We start from the raw sequence: 16,465 nt of genomic DNA, 5'->3' as shown, positions 1-16,465 counted from the left end.
CTAAATTTGTCAACTCTAAAACTCGCTAGTTTGCTAAAACAAAAAGCGCACTAGCATTTCAGGCGCAGGCAAGACAATTAGCACCAATAGCGTTAGAGCAAACAATCCCCAAAAGTCACGCTGATCATTCAGTTCGCTCACGTCGTTTAAAGCGGGTTCATCAACAGCCGGAATAAAAAACAGCAAGATAGCCCACAGCATAAACTCTCGATGAATCAGCGCCAGACCCAATACCAGTAAGCGAGCGACTTGACCAATCACAGCACCAGTTCGTTGCCCAAACATAGCATGAACAATATGACCCCCATCTAACTGACCAATGGGCATCAGGTTAAGGGCTGTTACCACTAAACCCAAGCAGCCAGCCACGGCTACAGGATGTAATTCAATCGCCTGGTCGGCTCCTAAACGAGCCCCTAAGGCTAGCTTAGTCAGCAATGCCAGTAAGATAGATGCTCCTGGATCCAGCGCTTTGAAGTTAAGCAAGCTAGCATCTTCTGGCATGGCTACCAATTCTGATTGACTCAACCCCCAGATTAGTAAAGGTAACGTCACGATAAAGCCTGACAATGGCCCAGCGATGCCGACATCAAAGAGCGCTTTGCGGTTAGGAACTGGCGATCGCAGTTGAATAAAAGCACCAAAGGTACCCAAAAAGAACGGAACCGGAATGAAATACGGTAGCGTCGCGCGAATTTGATAGCGCCGAGCGGTCAAATAGTGGCCCAACTCATGAATACCCAAAATACCCATAAGGGTAAGCGCATAGGGAAGCCCTGCTAAAAAGCGGGTAGGGTCGCTCTGTAGCTCAGCTTCAGGCACACCAGCAATGATTAAAGCCCCTACAGAAGTTGTTGTGAGTAACGTGATGGCAAACAGGGCGATCGCCAGACCAGGGCGCGTCAGTGGTTCATTGTCTTTTTTGTCCGCTGATTTAGCTTGAGGATTAGGAACCAGGGCAAAAAAGGGTTTGCCATTTAGCCCCTCTTGAAACAGGACTAAAAACCGATTACCAAAGCGAGATTCTACGTTTTCCTGAACTGTTTTATAGGCGATATGGGGAGACGATCGTAGCTGTCCTCGGCAGATCATTGCCTGAGGCCGATACTCAATATTTTGTAGATAAAAAACCGACCAGGGAAAGCAGTGTTGCAGGCTGGCTTCTTCTTCTTTGTTAATCGGACGCAGCGCCGGACGGGCTTCTGATGGGCGGCTTTCACTGTCGCTCGCTGCTGGTGGGGTATCCCGCTCAGGCTTAGGCTTAGGCTGTCGGCCCCATTGAATCAGCAGCCAGTAAATTACAGGGCAGACGACAAATAAGCTCAGCAACAAACCTGAAGGAAATGGCTCATCTTGTCCCTGAACTAAACTCCACGCCGTTAAAACAAAAGCAGGCGTCATCATCACTAGCCAAAGAATCCAGGTTGGCGTACGCGTAATGTTCATAACGCTACGCTGAACCACAAAGTAGGTGAAGACCCCTAGTAACAGTAACCAAAAAAGCAGCATGGGCTGGTTTCACTCAAGCGTTCTCGAAACTGAAGTTTACTATGCTAAGCTGCGGCTTCAGTGGTTTTACAAGCTTAAGCAATGAGCGGATCTGACGCAGTGTCGAAATCCAAGTCTCTAAGCTCAGTTTGCCAAATCCAGCCCCAAACAGCAAAAAATAGCGATCGCATCAATCGACTCTTGAGACTTTTCAACGCAATTCCTGCCAAAATGAGTTACTTTAGACAGCCTTGGCAGCAGAGACAATTCCAGCCTCGAAAATTGCTTGAGAAAGAATCTAAAGACGAATGACTGCTTCTAACCCTGACAAATCAACTAAAGCACCCCGCTTGATTCTGGATGGTGTGTTTGCGTTTCCTCCCAATCGCGAAACAATGGGGGGTACCGCTTACTTCATTGTAGAAAATGACTCCTCAGATCAAGCAGCCAATATTTTAGTGGATTGTCCTGCCTGGACAGACACCACTCAAGCTTTTCTGGCAGATCAAGGGGGCGTGCGCTGGCTGTTTTTAACGCATCGCGGGGCGATCGCCCAGGTTAAAAAGATGCTGCAAACCCTTTCTTGCCAGGTGATAATTCAAGAGCAAGAAGCCTATCTATTGCCCAATCTTGCGCCTCGAACCTTTCACCAGACAGATATTTTAAGTCCACAAAGTCGTGTTTTTTGGACACCGGGCTATTCACCGGGGTCTGCGTGTCTCTATCACCAACGCTATGGCGGCATCTTGTTTTCCGGACGCCATCTTTTGCCTACCCCCACAGGTCAACTACAGCCTCTGCGTTTTGCCAAAACTTTTCACTGGCCGCGTCAGCTTTCGAGTTTGGAGCAAATTCTTGCTGACTTTAGCCCAGAAACACTCCAGCATGTTTGTCCGGGAGCAAATACCGGATTTTTGCGAGGGGCAGGTTCGGTCAAGCCCGCTTACCAGCAGTTGCAGAAGCTGGATCTAAACCGTCTCCGAGAAACTCAAGTGCTGCTCTAAAGAGGCTTTTAACTGTAGTAACTGCGGTTCTGCTTCGGCGGGATAAATCAGCCAAACGCGTTGTACAGGTTTTACCAAAGTTTTGACCAGAGGAGAAAGCTGGCTAATTTCTTGCAAGCCCGTTTCTGATTTAAGTTTGATGCCTCGTTGATACAGCGTATAGCCTCGATTCCATACTTTGCGAAAACCGCTGTAGCGCTTGGGATCTAGCGACTGCCGGCTGAGATTTGCTGCTAGCTGCTGTAATAGCTGATGTTGCTGACTAGGGGCAAGGTCTGTAACTTCGATCGCTTTGGGCAAGTCGCGATCAAGAAAGCGACGACAGAGGTCAGCCAGCAAACGATCAGAACTGAGTTGCCAACGCTGTAAGTGATACATAAAGACAATGTCATCACCCGCTAGATAGTGGGCGAGGGATAATCCCTTTGCCTTCTGCTGTAGCCAAGCCTGGACGGTTTCGTCTGCCGTCAATGACCCTTGTGCTAAAAGTTCTCTGGCTCGCCCAAACGCCTGTTCTAACAGCCAGGTGGCTGCTAGGTTTTTGGCATGGTTATAAACCTGGGCGTACATAAAATACCGCACGACCAAGTAATGCTCGATCGCGGCTAATCCTTTACGAGCCACCACTAGCTGCTGACTCAGCGGATCGTAATCAATAGCCAGCAAAATTCGCTCCAGATCGAGTTGACCATAGCTGGCACCAGTAAAGTAGCTATCTCGTAGCAGATAGTCAAGGCGATCGCAGTCTAGCTGACTGGAGATCAACTGCCAGACAAAAGGAACTGGGTGTTGGTGACTATAGACCTGTTCTATCTGCCAGCTTAAATCAGGAGCAAACTGATGGAGCAAATCGGCAATGGGTTGATAATCTCGTAAGATTCGGCAAGTCCAGACTTCGTGAGGGTTGCCAAAAATTTCCTCAGCCGTATGGCTAAAAGGGCCGTGTCCTAAGTCGTGTAAAAGGGCAGCGCAAAGCACAGTAGCGCGGTAGGGTCGTAATTCGGCATAACGTTGGGCTAAGCGATCAAAAGCCTGACGGGCGATCGCCATCACACCCAAAGAGTGGGTAAAGCGAGAACTCTCCGCCCCATGAAAAGTCAGGCTTGCAGGCCCTAACTGACGAATTCGGCGCAGCCGTTGAAAAGCAGGCGTATCAATGAGCTGAATTAAGAGATTTTCTACAGCATCGGCGCGATCCAGCGTAATGGCTCCATGTAGCGGATCGTGATAAGTGCGCACAACGTTATGGAGCCTCCGCTAGCACAGTATTTGAAGCACACAAAATATCGATCGCTGCCTGGTACTGAGTATCTGCAGCAGTCGCGACTTGCTCTCTAGCAATCGGTTCTAGGGGCACCTTATAGTTGGGCTGAATACCCAGTTTGTTGATGTCAGAGTGGTTGGGTGTTTCGTACTTAGCTACCGTCACGGCTAGACCTGAGCCATCGGATAAATCAAAAAGAGACTGAATTAAACCTTTACCAAACGTGACATCGCCGATTAAAACGGCTCTGCCATTGTCCTTGAGAGCACCCGCCAAAATTTCGCTGGCACTGGCTGTTCCCTGATTGACTAAAACCACTAGGGGATCATCGGTTAAAGCGGGGCCATGAGCGGTGATACTGTCTAAAATGCCCTGACGGTTGACGGTGTAAACGATGGTGCCTTGATCAAGCCAGAGGCGAGTAATTTCAATGCCTGCCTGCAAAAGGCCACCCGGATTATTTCTTAAATCAAGGATGTACCCGGCGGCATTCTGTTCTTCTAGTAGAAGAATAGCTTCTCGAATTTCGTCGGCAGCATTAGCGTTGAATTGGCTCAGCCGAAGGTACCCAATACGTTTGCCGTCGGGTTGAATCCGTAAATCTGCATAAACTGGGTTGAGGGTAATGCGATCGCGCACCAAGGTAATGTCAAATTCGCGCTCTTCTCGGCCAATACGCAAATTAACCTGACTACCGATTGGCCCTCGCATCTGGCTAGCGGCTTCATCCAGCGTAAACGTATCGGTAGAGATGCCGTTGATGGCTAAAATGCGATCGCGTGGCTGCACGTCCGCTTTAGCGGCAGGTGAGCCTTCAATGGGCGCAATCACTTTTAAGAACTTTTGCTCAGCATCCCGCGTAATTTGCAACCCTACGCCTGTTAGCTCTCCTGAAGTACTGGTTTGCAAGCTGCGATACTGGTCTGGCTGCAGCAAACGAGTATAAGGATCTTCTAAGGAAGCCAGCATCTCTTGAGCGGCCTGGTAGGCGGCTGCTCGATCGGGCATTGGCTGCTTTAGAAAGCGTTGTCGGGTTAGCCACCAGTTTTGGTGATTGAAAGTTTCATCTAAATAAGCCCGGCTAACAATCCGCCAAACTTCAGAGACAAAGCGCTGTTCGCTACTAACGGCCAAAGCTGTTGAGGGCTGAAGCCCCAACCAGAGCACTAGCACCAACAGCAGACCCAGTAAAGATTTTAAAAAAGAATTTCTCATATCTAAAACAAATACACCAGCGATTTCAAATTGGCTGAGGCGAAATCGCGGTAAGCGGCTCAAGTTCCATTCAAGGCTGCCACCATCGACGGCTCTGAAGCTGAAAAAAGCTTAAAGCAGGATGCGAAATTTACTACTGTATATACCCTGCTGGCTATTCTGGCGCTTCTGCAGAAAGGTGAATCCTTTCTATAACAGTCGCTGGTGCCTGGAACTATAGATAGGCAGATCCCCTTAGCTGCTACGCTAGGGGCTTTCTCTCAAGTTCCTCAGCCAGCCGCTAGACCTTACTTATTGTCTAACGCTGCGCAGCCGCCATGTCAGCAGAGACGGTAGGCTTTTGTAAAGCTTTGAAACATAATCTAATTCTTCAATCTTAGCTTATCTAGCTCTTCTCAGTTACAGGCTGTAGCGCTGTAAACGTTGAGCCTAGCTTAATTAAGCTTTTTCCACGGAAATTAAGCCGCTCTTCTCGCTAGGATTGCCCGTCTGCCTAGGCTCATGTTTACTTTGTGCTATGTTACATTTGCTATTGACGGCATAAATATCTATACGCGCCCGCTTCATGTTTACTAAGCAAGTCACCGATTCAACGGCTTATAAGTGGTTTAATGAGCGGCTGGAAATTCAAGCGATCGCTGATGATATTTCCAGCAAGTACGTTCCGCCTCACGTCAACATTTTTTACTGCCTAGGCGGTATTACCCTTACCTGCTTCATCATCCAGTTCGCAACTGGATTCGCCATGACCTTTTATTACAAGCCTACTGTAGCTGAGGCTTTTACTTCAGTTCAGTACTTAATGACAGAGGTCAACTTCGGCTGGCTCATTCGTTCCATTCACCGCTGGTCTGCCAGCATGATGGTGCTGATGATGATTCTTCATGTCTTCCGAGTTTACTTAACGGGTGGTTTTAAAAAACCGCGTGAACTAACTTGGATTACAGGCGTGATCTTAGCGGTTATCACGGTTACATTTGGTGTGACCGGATACTCTCTGCCTTGGGATCAGGTGGGATACTGGGCTGTAAAGATTGTTTCGGGCGTTCCTGGAGCAATTCCAGTTGTAGGCGCTTCAATCGTTGAGCTAATGCGGGGAGGAGCCAGCGTTGGTCAGGCTACCTTAACTCGTTTTTATAGCTTGCATACGTTTGTTTTGCCTTGGTTAATTGCAGTCTTCATGCTGCTGCACTTCTTGATGATTCGTAAGCAAGGAATCTCAGGGCCTTTATAAGTGCAAGAGCTGTTGGATTTTGGCCAGTCTATAGTTTAGATAAGAGCAGTGGACTGGCCTTTAGCCGCTCTCATCTGTTCAACTGTGAAGGAGACAAGACTTTAAGAATATGGCAACGATTAAGAAGCCTGATCTTAGCGATCCTCAGCTTAGAGAGAAGCTGAAGAAGGGTATGGGTCACAACTATTATGGTGAACCTGCTTGGCCTAACGATCTTCTCTATATTTTCCCTGTCGTGATTCTAGGGACGATCGCCTGCTGTGTAGCGCTAGCTGTACTAGATCCTGCGATGGTGGGTGAACCCGCAAATCCTTTTGCAACTCCGCTTGAAATTTTGCCAGAGTGGTATCTCTATCCCACCTTCCAAATTCTGCGGATTCTCCCTAACAAGCTGCTGGGGATTGCTGCTATGACCGCTATCCCGTTGGGTTTGATATTGGTACCTTTCATCGAAAATATCAATAAGTTTCAGAACCCTTTCCGTCGTCCGGTTGCTACGGCTGTTTTCCTTTTTGGCACTGCAGTTACCTTGTGGCTAGGCATTGGCGCTACCTTTCCCATTGATGAGTCTTTAACCTTAGGGCTTTTTTGAAGTAAGGTTTTGCCTGAGAACAATTGAAGAGGATTTGCTGTCTGCTTAGACACCTGATGAATGGGCTTAGCCCTTGGGAATTCTAAGCAGGCAGTTGTTTTTTGTGAATAATTTTCTTTTTCTGGTTATTTTCTCGCCCTAGACTGCTTGAAGATGGTTGAGGCAATGCCTAAGGTTGCCCTCACTCCCTTGTCTGACGCTTGCCTGCTTGCCCCCCCAATTGCCGTAACTTGCTTTCGCGACTCCACTTGCCTAACTACAAAAATATGACTCGAACTGCACTCATCACGGGAATTACTGGCCAAGATGGTTACTATTTGAGCAAATTGTTGCTCAGCAAAGGGTATCGGGTAGTTGGCTTGGTGCCACCTGAGCGTCAAGGTAGTGTAGCTAAGCTAGATGAGTTAGCTAATCAGGTAGAAATCTATTCAGTAGCGTTAACTAACAGCGAAGCTCTAAAAACAGCGGTACAACAGCTACAACCTCACGAAATTTACAACTTAGCCGCGCCTAGCTTTGTGCCTGACTCTTGGCGAGATCCCCTAGGAACGCTGGATCTAATTACAGGAACAGCTACCCGTTTATTGACGGCTATTCGTGAGGTAGGACTAGAAACCCGGTTTTATCAGGCTAGCAGTTCTGAAATTTTAGGCCAAGTTCAGGAAGCGCCCCAGTCAGAAAATACGCCATTTCGACCCAAAAATCCTTACGGTGCCGCGAAACTTCATGCCCACTGGACGATGGTACATCATCGCGATCGCTATGGTCTTTTTGCCTGTAGTGGCATTCTATACAACCATGAATCTCCGCGTCGCCCGCCTCAATTTGTCACGCGCAAAGTGGCGCTAGCGGCTGCTTCAATTAAGCTGGGTTTGAGCGATCGCCTCAAAATGGGCAATCTAGACGCCAAGCGCGATTGGGGTTACGCAGGCGACTATGTAGAAGCGATGTGGCGAATGCTGCAGTCAGAACATCCCGAAGACTATGTCATTGGTACAGGAAACCTGCATACCGTTCGTGATTTGATTGCCACGGCCTTTGCCAGTGTCGATCTGGATTGGCAAAAGTACGTTGAGATCGATCCAGCTTTGCTGAGAGCAGATGAACACTTTCAGTTAGTGGCTAACCCGACCAAGGCGAAGCAAGTGTTAGGGTGGCAACCCCAAGTGAGTTTTGAAGCTTTATTAGAGAAAATGGTTCAAGCTGACTTAGATCGCTTGCAAACTGGTTCATTGAGTTTACAGCCGTTTGAAAAACTTGCTTAGTTGCTTGTCAATTTACGACGATTAATAATTCAAGTGCCAAACTCTTCAGTTTCGCCATCGAGTCCTCACTATGTCTTTGCCTTCCTAGAGATCTTTGAATGCGAGGGAGGCATTCAATCTTATATTCAAGATATTCTTAGCGCCTATCTGGCATTGCCCCAGATGCCTGCAGCAACTGTCTTTTTGTTGCGAGATGGGCCAAACTGCCCCAACCCTTTTAGCCATAGTAAGCTAGACTTTCGCTACCTGAAAACTTTTCCTGCTGTCCTTGGTAGGGTGCGACTGGCGATAGCATTGGCGCTTTATCTGTTGTGGCAGCGGCCTCAACGTGTGTTTTGCGGCCATATCCGTTTGGCTCCCTTGGTGGGTTGGCTCTGCCAGCGACTCAACATTCCCTACACAGTGCTTACCTATGGCAAAGAGGTTTGGTCTTCACTCCCTCCCCCTGATCAGCAAGCCCTGCAAGCCGCAGATCGTATTTGGACGATTAGCCGTTATAGCCGAGATATGGCTTGTCAGGCCAATCAGCTAGATCCGACGCGGGTAGATATGCTGCCTTGCGTAGTTAATGGTCAGACTTTTACGCCAGGCTCTAAATCATCTGAGCTGCTAGAAAAGTATCAGCTTACAGGCCATCGTGTCTTGATGACGGTTGCCCGTTTGTGGTCTGGTGATATTTATAAAGGGGTGGACATTACGATACGGGCACTGCCCAAAATTGCCCAAGCGTTTCCAACTGTAAAATACTTGGTTATTGGTCGTGGAGACGATCAGCCCCGTCTAGCCCGTTTAGCGACAGAGCTAGGGGTTGCCGATCGGGTTGTATTTGCTGGATTTGTGCCTACCGAAGCGCTTGTAGATCACTATCGCCTAGCCGACGTTTATGTTATGCCGTCCCAGGAGGGCTTTGGCATTGTTTACCTAGAGGCTATGGCTTGTGGTGTGCCTACCTTGTCCGGAGACAGCGATGGATCGGCTGATCCACTACAGGATGGTCGTTTAGGCTGGCGAGTACCTCATCGGGACGAAGCTGCAGTAGCTACGGCTTGTATCGAAATCCTTAAAGGCAACGATCGCCGCTGTGATGGTACTTGGTTGCGGCAAGAAACCTTAGCTAAGTTTAGCCAAACAGCCCTAGTTGAGCGATTGCAAACGCTGTTGGCAGTTTAGCCATCGTAGGTCATTAGCCTAAAAGCGACTGTGTGAAGGTAGGTAATTCACGACTGTCTTGAAGTTGGTAGACTGTTTTATCCTGAAGAAACTGAACAAATTTGTTCGCTAGCTTACCTTTCGTCAGGATCTCGTCGTGAATCAGAATGACTTCAGACAGCTAAATTTCTCCGGGTTGGGCTGTTGGCTAACGCTTTTTGCCTTCGTTTGGCTACTAGGGGCGCTGGGGCTGGGATGGTTGATCAAGTCGTTTCTTGTCTTGATGGTTTTGCTCATCCTGGCTCCTGTCGTTGCCTTTTTGGGATTTCGCTGGTGGCTACGTCGTAATCTTGTTTCAGCCCAGTGCCCAGTTTGTCAGGCTGAAGTTTCAGGTATCAATGGCATGCAAGCGACCTGCCTCAATTGTGGTACGCAGCTTAAAGCAGAAAATGATACATTCAAGCGAGCGACTTCAGAAGGCACGATTGATATTGAGGCGGTCGAAGTCAATGTTGAGGCGGTTGAACTGCCTCCGGCTGAACAAGATTAAGCGATTTGTGTTTGGCTGTTTTACCCTCTACTGGCTAAATAATTAACGCTAAGCTGAAGATAAACGTTGGGCGATCGCTGTTATGCGCTTTTGGGTTGCAATTACGCTGGGTTTAATGTTGCTGCTGGTGCAACTAACGTCAGTTCAATCAACGCCAGCTTTAGCTGAAGCTTACCCCTCACCTCACCTGGATCAACTTTCGGCTGAGCAGATAGACACAATTACCCAACTGCGGCAGCAAGCCTTTGAAGCAACCGAGTCGGGTGATTTTGTCGCCGCCGAACTGTACTGGACTCAGCTATTAGCGTTCTTGCCTGAAAATGCGGCAATTTGGAGTAACCGAGGCAATATCAAGGTTAGCCAAAACCAATTAGAAGCCGCGATCGCTGACTTTGATCGAGCCATTGAACTGGCTCCTCATTCGTCTGATCCTTATCTCAATAGAGGAGCCGCTTATGAAGGCTTGGGCGAATGGAGCAAAGCGATCGCCGATTACAACACCCTCTTGAGCCTTGATGCCAATGATGCGGCTGCTTACAACAACCGGGCTAATGCTGAAGCGGGTTTGGGTCAATGGGATAAAGCGATCGCTGATTATCAAACCGCTACTGAACTAGCGCCGCAGTTTGCATTTGCGCGAGCTAACTATGCTCTTGCTCTCTACCAAACAGGCAACTCCTCAGAAGCCCTACATCAACTTCGGAGTCTGGTTCGCAAATATCCGCAGTTGGCTGATGCTAGAGCCGCGTTGACAGCTATTTTGTGGGTCACAGGTCAGCGAGGAGAAGCGGAAAGTCATTGGGTAGCCGCTGTCGGCTTAGATAAACGCTACAGTGACTTAGCTTGGGTAGCTCAAACGCGACGCTGGCCCCCCGCTATGGTTATGGCTCTTGAGAAGTTCTTAAAGTTAAGCTAGCTTCATTGTTATTGCTGAGCTATCATACCCAAGCGTAAACCCCAGGCAAGGCAGCACAAAAGCTAGGCCAAGCTTTGAAATAGACCAATTAAGTTGCCACCAGGGTCGCGGATATAAGCAATCTTTAAGTTGAAATTGGCATTTTTCATCGGCTGTGAAGCAAAGACAATACCGTTGTGCTTGAGCTTATCGCAGACCTCATCCAAATCAGGTACCGTGAAAACTAAAACAACCCGGTCTTGGCTTTCGACTTCAGGCGGCTTTTCAGAAGTGTGAATGATTTCTGCCATCTCTTCGCGCCGAAATAGCGCTAAACGCATATTAGCGACTTGAAATTCAGCATAGCCATCGCGCACATCATCCATCACAACCTCAAACCCCATAACGTCTCGATAGAATTGAAAGCAAGCTTCAAGATCCCGAACCAAGAGGCGAGTATAAGCAGTTTGGATATTCATGGGAGTGATAAGGTAACCCAAAGCTAAGCAACCCTTTGATTTTGCTTAGCTTTAACCCATTTTGAAGCTATCGTCTGACAGATTTTTCCAAAAAACAGTAAATTCTTCAAACCTGCGAAGACTCATCCAAGAATTCAGCTATAATGAAAAATCTTGTGGGAACGTAAACGCCTCAGCACAACTCTTAATTCCTAGGCTAGGATTTGTGTTAGGTATAGGCTGCGCATTTATCGAAAGGTAAATGCATCGGAAGGAGACCTCAGTCACGGAGAGAACAGTAGGAAAAAATTAGCATGGTCAATCAGGAAACGAAAGATATTGAGATCGGCTTTACACACGAAGACTTTGCGGCACTGTTAGACCAGTACGATTACCACTTCAGCCCTGGCGATATTGTGCCGGGAACCGTCTTCAGCATCGAGCCGAGAGGTGCTCTGATTGACATTGGTGCGAAAACGGCAGCATTTATTCCCATTCAGGAAATGTCTATCAACCGGGTAGATGATGCTGAAGAAGTTTTAAAGGCGAATGAAACGCGGGAATTTTTCATTCTCACCGACGAAAATGAAGATGGTCAGCTAACTCTTTCCATCCGTCGCATCGAATACATGCGAGCGTGGGATCGGGTGCGCCAGCTTCAGACTGAAGATGCCACTGTTCGCTCCGATGTCTTTGCGACCAACCGAGGAGGTGCTCTAGTTCGAATTGAAGGGCTGCGAGGCTTTATTCCGGGTTCGCACATTAGCACCCGTAAGCCCAAAGAAGACTTAGTCGGTGAAGAACTGCCTTTGAAATTTTTGGAAGTAGACGAAGAGCGCAATCGACTGGTGCTTAGTCATCGTCGGGCTTTGGTAGAGCGTAAGATGAACCGCCTTGAGGTTGGTGAGGTTGTCATTGGAACCGTTCGAGGCTTAAAGCCTTATGGAGCCTTTATCGATATTGGCGGTGTCAGCGGCTTGCTCCACATTTCTGAAATTTCCCATGACCACATTGACACGCCCCACAGTGTGTTCAATGTCAATGATGAAATCAAGGTCATGATTATTGATCTAGATGCTGAGCGGGGTCGAATTTCACTTTCGACGAAGCAGCTAGAGCCAGAACCGGGCGATATGGTTAAGAACCCAGACGTGGTTTACGATCGCGCTGAAGAAATGGCTGAAAAGTATCGGGAGCAGATGAGGCAGCAGCAAGCTCAGCAAGAAGCTGGGGTAGAGTCTAGCGACGAAGTCGCCTACGAAGAGGAAGCTGTCTTAGCAACTGACTAGTTTGTGCAATTGAATTAGATTTTGAGCTGAATCTGGGAGGGAAGTTAGTTTTTCCTCCTAGATTTTTGTAAGTGGTTTTGTAAGTGGCGATCGCTGATCTCAGCGTTGCTATAGCTGTAGCTACAAGAGCTATAAATATTGAGACCTTAAATAGCTGCAAGCCCTCGACAGAGAAGCTTGCCGTCTGCTCTCAGCCTTCTACCTTTAGCGACAAAAGGGAACGACCAGTCATCACCGATTTTAAGAAACCAAAAAATTATTGTGGTTACAGTTGAGTGTTCAGGTCACCAGTTTCATAACATTGAGGCCGTTCTATTTGACAAAGACGGTACCTTAGCAAATTCGGAAGAATTTTTGCGAAGTTTAGCTCAAAAGCGATCGCGCTTGATTGATGCTCAAGTTCCGGGTGTGCAAGAACCGTTGCTGCTGGCTTTTGGTGTGGACGGCGATCGCCTGAATCCGGCTGGATTGATGGCTGTGGGCAATCGACAGGAAAACGAAACTGCGGCAGCGGCATACATCGCTGAAACCGGAAAAGACTGGATTGAGTCGCTAGAAGTAGCCCGGTCGGCCTTTGTAGAAGCAGACAGTTATCTGCTTTCAAAGGCTGACTACACCCCACCTTTTGCAGGAATCAGTAATTGTCTCGAACGATTAGCAAGTGCGGGCTTAAAGTTGGGTATTCTTTCTGCGGATACAACTGCTAACATTCAAGCTTTTGTCGCTCGCTACCAGTTTAGTGAGGTTTTCCAGTTAACGTTAGGCAGCGATCGCCCTGACTGTAAAAAGCCTGACCCCCGCTTTTTTCAAGTTGCTTGTCATCAGCTTGGGGTACGTCCGCAACACGCGCTGTCTATTGGCGATGCCACCAGCGATCTGCAAATGGCTCGTCAGGCAAAAGCGGCAGGGTTTGTGGGCGTCCGGTGGGGATGGAGTCAGCCTGTGCGCTTAACCGGAGCTGACAGCCTGATTGATCAGCCAGAGCAACTTCAAGTCAGCGCTTAACAGCAAGTCTACGACCAATAAACTATGCGTTGAAACAGTTTGCGAATATACTGACTGATGTCTGATGTTAAGCTAGAAAACCCATCTAACCTGATAAGTAGGTCGATTATCGACTAATCAACCCCTGTAAAGAGAGGATACGCCCTTGTCTCGTCGTTACTTATTCACCTCCGAGTCAGTCACTGAAGGACACCCTGACAAGATTTGTGATCAGATCTCTGACGCGATTTTGGATGCGTTATTAACCCAAGACTCCAACAGTCGTGTGGCTGCAGAGGTGGTTGTCAACACGGGCCTAGTACTAATTACGGGTGAAATTTCATCCAATGCTCAGGTCAACTATGCAAATCTAGTTCGCCAAAAAATTGTCGAAATTGGCTATACCGACCCGACCAACAATGGATTTTCGGCAGATAGCTGCTCGGTCATGGTGGCATTAGATGAGCAATCTAAAGATATTGCCCAAGGGGTTGATCAAGCTCATGAAACTCGCGAACAATCCAGCGACGAAGCTTTAGACGCGATTGGGGCGGGAGATCAGGGGATTATGTTTGGCTTTGCCTGTGACGAAACGCCTGAGCTAATGCCGCTGCCCATTAGCCTAGCCCATCGTATTTCGCGACGGTTGGCTGCTGTCCGTAAAATGGGCGATTTGCCTTATCTACGTCCGGATGGGAAGACTCAGGTAACGGTTGTGTATGAAGATGGCAAGCCAGTCGGCATTGATACCGTTTTAATTTCAACTCAGCATACCGCTACTATTGACGACATTACCGACGAAGCGGCTATTCAACAGCGGATCAAAAAGGATCTGTGGTCTTATGTCGTGATGCCTGTTTTTGAAGATATTGACGTTAAGCCGGATAACTCGACCCGCTTTTTGGTGAACCCAACGGGTAAGTTTGTAATCGGTGGGCCGCAGGGGGATTCTGGATTAACAGGGCGAAAAATTATTGTAGATACCTACGGTGGCTATTCGCGTCATGGTGGCGGAGCTTTTTCAGGTAAAGACCCCACAAAAGTTGATCGCAGCGCTGCTTATGCCTGCCGCTATGTAGCTAAAAACATCGTCGCCGCTGGGTTAGCAGAAAAGTGTGAAGTTCAGCTAAGCTATGCCATTGGTGTGGCTCGCCCTGTGAGCATTTTTGTAGAAACTTTTGGCACCGGAAAAGTTTCTGAAGAAAAGTTGTTGGAACTGATTCAATCTCACTTTGAATTACGGCCTGCAGGCATTATTCAAGCTTTTGATTTGCAAAATTTACCTGCTCAACGAGGGGGACGCTTTTATCAAGAGGTAGCGGTTTACGGTCATCTAGGTCGTACCGACCTAGATTTGCCTTGGGAAAAAACAGATAAAGCGGCTTTACTCAAGCAAGCGCTTTCTGAAAGCTTGGCTGGCTCAGGTGTCTAGCTGCTGAGCCAAGCAAAAGCGACCGGAAAAACCAAGACCCCATAGATGATACGAACAGACTTTGTCAGTGTGGCGTCTAGGGAAAATCTAGGCTGTCTTGTTAGCAGTCCTTGGAGGAAATAGCGGGTTAGCGCTGGTTATTATGAGCGGGTTGTGTTCTGCTTTCATTTTTTCGGCCTATGACTCAGCTAACAGCGACTGCTATTGCTGATTTGCTTTCAAAACAGCAACAGTTTTTTGCCTCAGGTCAAACCAGGTCACAGGAATTTCGGTTTGAGCAACTGCAGCGTCTTGAGCAAGCGATTCGGGCTGCTCAGACGACTGTCTTCAAGGCGCTAGCAGATGATTTAAGCAAACCCGCTTTTGAAGCCTACACCAGTGAGTTAAGTGCAACCGGAGAAATTGCCTACATGTTGCGGCGACTCAAACGCTGGATGAAGCCTCGATCGGTGGGGGTTCCTGTGCCTTTTTGGCCAGCATCAGCGGCGATCTATCCTGAACCACTCGGTGTTGTTCTGATCATAAGTGCTTGGAACTATCCGTTTCAGCTCGCTTTGATACCTCTGATTGGAGCGATCGCGGCTGGCAACTGTGCCATCATCAAGCCTTCTGAAATTGCGCCGAAGACTTCTGCTGCGATCGCTGAGTTAGTTGATCAAACGTTCGATGCTAAGTACATTGCTGCTGTTGAGGGTGGCATCGAAACTAGCCAGTCACTTTTGACTCAGCCTTTTGACCATATCTTTTTTACAGGTAGTGCTCGCGTCGGCAAAGTCGTTATGGCGGCGGCAGCTCAGCATTTAACCCCTGTTACTCTAGAGCTAGGCGGCAAAAGCCCTTGCATAGTAGACGCTGACATTGACCTTGAAGTCACGGCAAAGCGAATTATTTGGGGTAAGTTCATGAATGCTGGCCAAACGTGTGTTGCGCCAGATTATGTTTTAGTCAATCGAACGATCGAAGCTGATTTGATAGCAGCTTTTGAGGTGGCTCTAAAGGCGTTTTACGGTGAAGATCCTAAAACCAGTCAGGACTTTGGCCGCATTGTAGATGACAAACAGTTTCAGCGATTGCAACGACTGATTACTGGACATGTGGCTATTGGTGGCCAGTACGAGGCAGCTACTCGCTATATTGCACCGACGGTGATTGCTCAGGTTAGCTCTGATCATCCGGCTATGCAGGCAGAAATTTTTGGCCCCATTTTGCCAGTGCTGGCCTATGAAACGCTGGATGAAGCGATCGCCTTTGTCAATAGCCGACCCAAACCCCTAGCGCTTTATTTTTTTAGCAAGAACAGCCGCGATCGCCAACGACTACAGCAAGAAACGTCTTCGGGTGGTCTTTGCTTCAACGAAACCATTACTCACTTCGCGGTTTCGGGGTTGCCGTTTGGCGGTGTTGGCCAAAGTGGACTGGGCGCTTATCATGGCAAGGCCAGTTTCGATACTTTTAGCCACTACAAGAGCGTTTTCCGGAAACCGTTTTGGCTAGACTTACCCATCCGCTACCCACCTTATGCGGGCAAACTTGAATGGGTTAAGAAGCTGATTGGCTAAGGGCTAAGAAAACAGCAGCAATTGCATTAGCCAGCAAAAACTAATGTTTTGGGCAGTTTGTTCTGATTGCGCTATTTGAGTTTTGGA

15 protein-coding genes are annotated in these 16,465 nt (G+C 48.1%); 11 read left to right on the top strand and 4 right to left on the bottom strand.

The window, feature by feature from the left end:
* Positions 1 to 33: 33 nt before the first annotated feature.
* Complete coding sequence (locus tag ACTS3T_RS18125; RefSeq protein ID WP_462935308.1) at positions 34 to 1,509, bottom strand: site-2 protease family protein; 1,476 nt, start codon at positions 1,507 to 1,509, stop codon at positions 34 to 36.
* Between the two features lie 287 nt (positions 1,510 to 1,796).
* Here ACTS3T_RS18125 and ACTS3T_RS18120 point away from each other — a divergent pair, with 287 nt between their 5' ends.
* Entirely contained in the window at positions 1,797 to 2,492 is a 696-nt protein-coding gene (locus ACTS3T_RS18120; RefSeq protein ID WP_377966371.1) for an MBL fold metallo-hydrolase, read from the top strand.
* Here ACTS3T_RS18120 and ACTS3T_RS18115 read toward each other — a convergent pair.
* Entirely contained in the window at positions 2,457 to 3,731 is a 1,275-nt protein-coding gene (locus tag ACTS3T_RS18115) for an HD domain-containing protein (protein ID WP_377966369.1), read from the bottom strand. The genes ACTS3T_RS18120 and ACTS3T_RS18115 overlap by 36 nt on opposite strands.
* A 4-nt stretch (positions 3,732 to 3,735) precedes the next feature.
* Positions 3,736 to 4,971 carry a carboxyl-terminal processing protease CtpA gene (gene ctpA / locus ACTS3T_RS18110; RefSeq protein ID WP_377966367.1) on the bottom strand — a complete coding sequence of 412 codons (1,236 nt, stop codon included), beginning with the start codon at positions 4,969 to 4,971 and terminating at the stop codon, positions 3,736 to 3,738.
* A gap of 565 nt (positions 4,972 to 5,536) precedes the next feature.
* Here ctpA and petB point away from each other — a divergent pair.
* The 6 genes from petB to ACTS3T_RS18080 all read left to right on the top strand — a co-directional run bounded on the left by petB (position 5,537) and on the right by ACTS3T_RS18080 (position 10,677).
* A complete protein-coding gene (gene petB, locus ACTS3T_RS18105; RefSeq protein ID WP_377966365.1) occupies positions 5,537 to 6,205 on the top strand; it encodes a cytochrome b6 in 669 nt (222 codons plus the stop codon).
* A gap of 109 nt (positions 6,206 to 6,314) precedes the next feature.
* The gene (gene petD, locus ACTS3T_RS18100) at positions 6,315 to 6,797 is read left to right on the top strand and encodes a cytochrome b6-f complex subunit IV (RefSeq protein WP_377966363.1); all 483 of its coding nucleotides are present in this window, start codon (positions 6,315 to 6,317) and stop codon (positions 6,795 to 6,797) included.
* Positions 6,798 to 7,063: 266 nt separating this feature from the next.
* Positions 7,064 to 8,062, top strand: a complete 999-nt coding sequence (locus ACTS3T_RS18095; protein WP_377966361.1) for a GDP-mannose 4,6-dehydratase — start codon at positions 7,064 to 7,066, stop codon at positions 8,060 to 8,062.
* A 33-nt stretch (positions 8,063 to 8,095) separates the two neighbouring features.
* Positions 8,096 to 9,232: a glycosyltransferase family 4 protein gene (locus ACTS3T_RS18090; RefSeq protein ID WP_377966359.1), complete on the top strand. Its 1,137-nt coding sequence runs from the start codon at positions 8,096 to 8,098 to the stop codon at positions 9,230 to 9,232.
* A gap of 136 nt (positions 9,233 to 9,368) precedes the next feature.
* Positions 9,369 to 9,761 carry a hypothetical protein gene (locus ACTS3T_RS18085; RefSeq protein WP_377966357.1) on the top strand — a complete coding sequence of 131 codons (393 nt, stop codon included), beginning with the start codon at positions 9,369 to 9,371 and terminating at the stop codon, positions 9,759 to 9,761.
* Positions 9,762 to 9,843: 82 nt separating this feature from the next.
* Complete coding sequence (locus ACTS3T_RS18080; protein ID WP_377966355.1) at positions 9,844 to 10,677, top strand: tetratricopeptide repeat protein; 834 nt, start codon at positions 9,844 to 9,846, stop codon at positions 10,675 to 10,677.
* Positions 10,678 to 10,739: 62 nt separating this feature from the next.
* On the opposite strand, the gene ACTS3T_RS18075 is transcribed toward ACTS3T_RS18080, so the two are convergent.
* Positions 10,740 to 11,135 (bottom strand): VOC family protein, encoded by a 396-nt coding sequence (locus tag ACTS3T_RS18075; protein WP_377966353.1) that lies wholly within the window; start codon positions 11,133 to 11,135, stop codon positions 10,740 to 10,742.
* Positions 11,136 to 11,428: 293 nt separating this feature from the next.
* On the opposite strand from ACTS3T_RS18075, the gene ACTS3T_RS18070 reads away from it, so the two are divergent.
* The 4 genes from ACTS3T_RS18070 to ACTS3T_RS18055 all read left to right on the top strand — a co-directional run bounded on the left by ACTS3T_RS18070 (position 11,429) and on the right by ACTS3T_RS18055 (position 16,378).
* On the top strand, positions 11,429 to 12,403 hold the full coding sequence (locus ACTS3T_RS18070) for a 30S ribosomal protein S1 (RefSeq protein WP_377966351.1): 975 nt from the start codon (positions 11,429 to 11,431) through the stop codon (positions 12,401 to 12,403).
* Between the two features lie 261 nt (positions 12,404 to 12,664).
* A complete protein-coding gene (locus tag ACTS3T_RS18065) occupies positions 12,665 to 13,408 on the top strand; it encodes an HAD family hydrolase (protein ID WP_377966349.1) in 744 nt (247 codons plus the stop codon).
* A gap of 145 nt (positions 13,409 to 13,553) precedes the next feature.
* Positions 13,554 to 14,819: a methionine adenosyltransferase gene (gene metK / locus ACTS3T_RS18060; protein ID WP_377966347.1), complete on the top strand. Its 1,266-nt coding sequence runs from the start codon at positions 13,554 to 13,556 to the stop codon at positions 14,817 to 14,819.
* A 179-nt stretch (positions 14,820 to 14,998) separates the two neighbouring features.
* Entirely contained in the window at positions 14,999 to 16,378 is a 1,380-nt protein-coding gene (locus tag ACTS3T_RS18055; RefSeq protein ID WP_377966345.1) for an aldehyde dehydrogenase, read from the top strand.
* Positions 16,379 to 16,465 lie beyond the last annotated feature (87 nt).

Origin of the sequence: Almyronema sp. (assembly GCF_052168255.1) — a bacterium.
Lineage (GTDB): Bacteria > Cyanobacteriota > Cyanobacteriia > Phormidesmidales > Phormidesmidaceae > Sphaerothrix > Sphaerothrix epifaneia.
Note: the sequence above shows the minus strand (reverse complement) of the source record. Positions and strands in the feature narration are given on the sequence as shown.